Source organism: Microbacterium sp. HMWF026, assembly GCF_003061325.1.
In the GTDB taxonomy this organism is placed as follows: Bacteria; Actinomycetota; Actinomycetes; order Actinomycetales; family Microbacteriaceae; genus Microbacterium; species Microbacterium testaceum_E.
This window is the reverse complement of the sequence record NZ_QAJB01000348.1, coordinates 1-3982: the sequence shown is the minus strand read 5'-3', so window position 1 is coordinate 3982 and position 3982 is coordinate 1. Positions and strand designations below refer to the sequence as shown.

5 protein-coding genes are annotated in these 3982 nt (G+C 72.8%); 3 read left to right on the top strand and 2 right to left on the bottom strand.

Features of this window, described 5'->3' with window-relative positions:
* The first annotated feature begins 82 nt into the window (after positions 1-82).
* The 3 genes from DBR36_RS13010 to DBR36_RS13000 are packed head-to-tail and all read left to right on the top strand — an operon-like array spanning position 83 to position 2468.
* Positions 83-1204, top strand: a complete 1122-nt coding sequence (locus DBR36_RS13010) for an acyl-CoA dehydrogenase family protein (protein ID WP_258222834.1) — start codon at positions 83-85, stop codon at positions 1202-1204.
* Positions 1201-1668, top strand: coding sequence for a MaoC family dehydratase (locus DBR36_RS13005; protein WP_108320031.1), 468 nt, complete (start codon positions 1201-1203; stop codon positions 1666-1668). The genes DBR36_RS13010 and DBR36_RS13005 overlap by 4 nt, the downstream gene beginning before the upstream one ends.
* The gene (locus DBR36_RS13000; protein ID WP_108320037.1) at positions 1665-2468 is read left to right on the top strand and encodes a CoA ester lyase; all 804 of its coding nucleotides are present in this window, start codon (positions 1665-1667) and stop codon (positions 2466-2468) included. Before DBR36_RS13005 ends, DBR36_RS13000 begins: the two co-directional genes overlap by 4 nt.
* 21 nt (positions 2469-2489) lie before the next feature.
* On the opposite strand, the gene DBR36_RS12995 is transcribed toward DBR36_RS13000, so the two are convergent.
* Positions 2490-3077, bottom strand: a complete 588-nt coding sequence (locus DBR36_RS12995; RefSeq protein ID WP_108320029.1) for a histidine phosphatase family protein — start codon at positions 3075-3077, stop codon at positions 2490-2492.
* Between the two features lie 49 nt (positions 3078-3126).
* Positions 3127-3975 carry a Sir2 family NAD-dependent protein deacetylase gene (locus tag DBR36_RS12990; protein ID WP_108320035.1) on the bottom strand — a complete coding sequence of 283 codons (849 nt, stop codon included), beginning with the start codon at positions 3973-3975 and terminating at the stop codon, positions 3127-3129.
* Positions 3976-3982 lie beyond the last annotated feature (7 nt).

Sequence of the window (3982 nt, the reverse complement as noted above, 5' to 3'; positions counted from 1 at the left end):
CTCCCTCATCCCACAAGGAGACGCACCCGTGAGCATCGACAGCCAGCAGGCCTTCACCGACGACGAACGCGAACTGAGCGCCATGGTGCGCGAGTTCGCCGACGAGGTGATTGCCCCGCGCTCCTACGAGGCCGACCGCTCCCACGAACTCCCGCTCGACCTCGTCGCGCAGATGGGCGACCTGGGGCTGTTCGGCCTGCCGTTCCCCGAAGAGGTCGGCGGGCAGGGCGGCGACTACGCCAGCCTGTGCGTCGCGATCGAGGGCGTCGCGCGGGTCGACCAGTCCATGGCCATCACCCTCGAAGCCGGGGTGGGCCTGGGCGCCATGCCGATCTACCGCTACGGCACCGACGCGCAGAAGGCCGAGTACCTGCCCGACCTCGTCGCCGGTCGCGCGCTCGCCGGGTTCGGGCTGACCGAGGCCGAGGCGGGCAGCGACGCGGGCGCCACGCGCACCACCGCGCGGCTCGAGGACGGCGAGTGGGTGATCGACGGGACCAAGCAGTTCATCACCAACTCGGGCACGGCCATCACCCGCTTCGTGACCGTCACCGCGGTCACCGGTCGCACGGGCGACCGCCCCGAGATCTCGACGATCATCGTGCCCAACGGCACCCCCGGATTCACCGTGGGCCCCGCCTACGACAAGGTCGGCTGGAACGCCAGCGACACCCACCCGCTCACCTTCGACGGCGTGCGGGTGCCCGAGGCGAACCTGCTCGGCGAGCGCGGTCACGGCTTCAAGAACTTCCTGCGCACGCTCGACGAGGGGCGCGTCGCGATCGCCGCCCTCGCCACCGGTGCCGCCGAGGGCTGTCTCGAAGCCGCGGTCGACTACGCCCGCAGCCGCACGGTCTTCGGCGAGCGCCTGTCGACGCGCCAGAACATGCAGTTCCTGCTCGCGCGCATGCACGCCCGCGTGCACACCGCCCGTCTCGCGTGGGTGCACGCGGCGCGCCTGTGCGACGCCGGAAAGCCGTTCTCGGTGGATGCCGCGGTCGCCAAGATGACCGCGAGCGACGCCGCGATGGCCAACGCCCGCGACGCCACGCAGGTGTTCGGCGGCAACGGGTTCATCAACGAGTACCCCGTCGCCCGCCACTACCGCGACTCGAAGATCCTCGAGATCGGCGAGGGGACCACCGAGGTGCAGCTCATGGTGATCTCGCGCGCGCTGGGACTCACCGGTACCGTGGCCGCATGATCGAGCAGCGGGGCCTGTACCTGGAGGAGTTCGTCGTCGGCGAGAGGTACGCCCACCGGCCCGGTCGCACGGTGACCGACGCCGACAACGTGCTCTTCACGACGCTGACGATGAACCCGCAGGCCCTGCACCTGGATGCCGCGTACTCCGCGACGCAGCCCTTCGGCCGCCCGCTGGTCAACTCGATGTGGACGCTGTCGACCCTCGTGGGCCTGTCGGTCGCGCAGCTCACCCAGGGCACGCTCGTCGCGCAGCTGGGGCTGACGGACGTGAGCTTTCCCGCGCCGCTGTTCGTCGGCGACACCCTCGTCGCCGAGACCGAGATCGTGTCGGTGCGGCCCTCGGCATCCCGTCCCGGTCAGGGGGTCGTCGTCATGGCCCACACCGGACTCTCGCAGAACGACGAGGTCGTGGCGACGGCGACGCGCACGGTGCTGATGTGGTCGCGGGAGGGCGTCTCGTGACGTTCGACCTGGGTCCCGCGCTGCTGTTCGTGCCGGGGGATCGCCCCGAGCGTCTCGCGAAAGCCCTGGAACGGGCGGATGCCGCGATCGTCGACCTCGAGGACGCCGTCGCCCCGCACGCCAAGGCCGACGCGCGCGCCGCGTTCGTGGGCGCCGACCCCGATCCCGATCGCGTCATCGTGCGCGTCAACGGACCGCAGACGCCGGAGTTCGCGCGCGACCTCGCCGCGGTGGCCGAGACCCGCGTGCGGACGGTCATGGTCGCGAAGGCCGAGGAGCCGGCATCCCTCGCCCCCCTCGAGGGGTACGACGTGATCGCGCTGTGCGAGACGGCCCGGGGCGTCGTGCACGCCGAGCACCTCGCGGCGCTGCCGCAGGTCTCGGCGCTGATGTGGGGCGCCGAGGACCTCGTCGCGAGCCTCGGCGGAACGTCGAGTCGCCGCGACGACGGCGGATATCGCGACGTCGCGCGGCTCGCGCGGGCGCGGGTGCTGCTGGCCGCGGGGGCGTTCGGCAAACGGGCCGTCGACGCGGTGCACGTCGACATCGGCGACCTCGAGGGTCTCGCCGAAGAGGCCCGGGATGCCGCCGCCTCGGGGTTCGCCGCGACGGCGTGCATCCATCCGGGGCAGGTCGCCACGATCCGCGCGGCGTACGCTCCGACGCCCGAGCTGGTCGCGTGGGCGCGGGGGGTCCTCGGCGCGGCCGAGGGGGAGCGCGGGGTGTTCCGGTTCGAGGGCCGGATGATCGATGAGCCGATCCTGCGTCACGCGCGGTCGGTGGTCGCGCGAGCGCGGTAGGCGCGGCGCGGGCTCAGGAAATCAGCTCGCGACGCCGGCGTAGGCGAGCAGCTCCCACGCGTCGCCGTCGAGGCGGAACGTCGTCGCCGAGCAGTTGGGCAGGCGCTCGCCCTCGCGGGGGAACGCTCCGTCGGTGGCGAACGAGATGACCTCGCGGATCAGCGCGCCGTGCGCGACGGCGATCACGTCGACGCCGGCCGGGGTCTCGGCGACGATCTCGGCGATCGCGGCGAGGGCGCGCTCGCGCACGACGGGCCACGCCTCGGCGCCGGGGACGTCGGCGACGTGCCAGGGCCCGAACGTCGCGGCGAAGGTGGGCGCGTCCATCCCCTCGGCCTCTCCGTACGACCGCTCCTGCAGGCCGGGGTGGCGGCGCGAGACGGTCGTGCCCAGGGCGGAGGCGATGATGTCGGCCGTCTCGGCCGCGCGCGACAGGTCGCTCGACACCACGACCACCTCGCGGCCGGCGTACTCGGCCGCCAGCGTCTCGGCGACGCCCTGCGCCTGCACGCGTCCGGTGTCGTTGAGGGGGATGTCGGTCGAGCCCTGGATGCGGCCCCGGTAGTTCCAGGCCGTCTCACCGTGTCGCACAAGAGTCAGGATCGTCACGGTTCGAGCCTAACCGGGTGCGCGAACGGGGGAGCGGGAGCCCCGCGCCTTACAGCAGTCCCGGAAGCCGCTCGGCGAACGCCCGCAGCACGTCGGTCGTGCCGCCGTCGATCTTCACCGCCGCGCGCTGATCGGCGCGCGTCGCGCCGCGGTTGACGATGACGACGGGCAGGCGCTTGCGCCGCGCACGTTCGACCAGACGGATGCCGCTGTTCACGACGAGCGACGAGCCCGCCACCACCAGGGCGTCGCTGGTGTGCACCAGCTGCTCGGCCTCGCGGAACTTCTCGACCGGGATGTACTCGCCGAAGAACACGACGTCGGGCTTGAGCGTCCCGCCGCACACCGAGCACGTGGGCACGACGAAACCGTCGGCGGACGCGGGCGTCACGTCGCCGTCGGGCCCGAGCTCGACGTTCTCGGGAAGGGTGATCCACGGGTTGTCGGCCTCGACCCGCTCGGCCAGATCGCGGCGGTCGAACACCTGGCCGCACTGCAGGCAGCCGACGCGGCGCATCGTGCCGTGCAGCTCGACGACCCGGCCGCTGCCGGCCCGCACGTGCAGACCGTCGACGTTCTGCGTCACGACGCCGTTGGCCACGCCCGCGGCCTCGAGCGCGGCGAGCGCGCGGTGACCGTCGTTGGGCTCGGCGGCGGCGAACACCTTCCACCCCAGGTGGCTGCCCACCCAGTAGCGCCGGCGCGCCTCGGCGCTGGCCAGGAACTGCTGCGCCGTCATGGGCGTCCGCGTCGGCGCACCCTTTCCGCGATAGTCGGGGATCCCGGAGTCCGTCGACACGCCCGCGCCGGTCAGCACCGCGACGCGTCGGCCCGCCAGCACCTCGACGGCTCGATCGATGGATGCCGAGAACCCGGCATCCTCCGTCGTGTCGGTCATGCACACC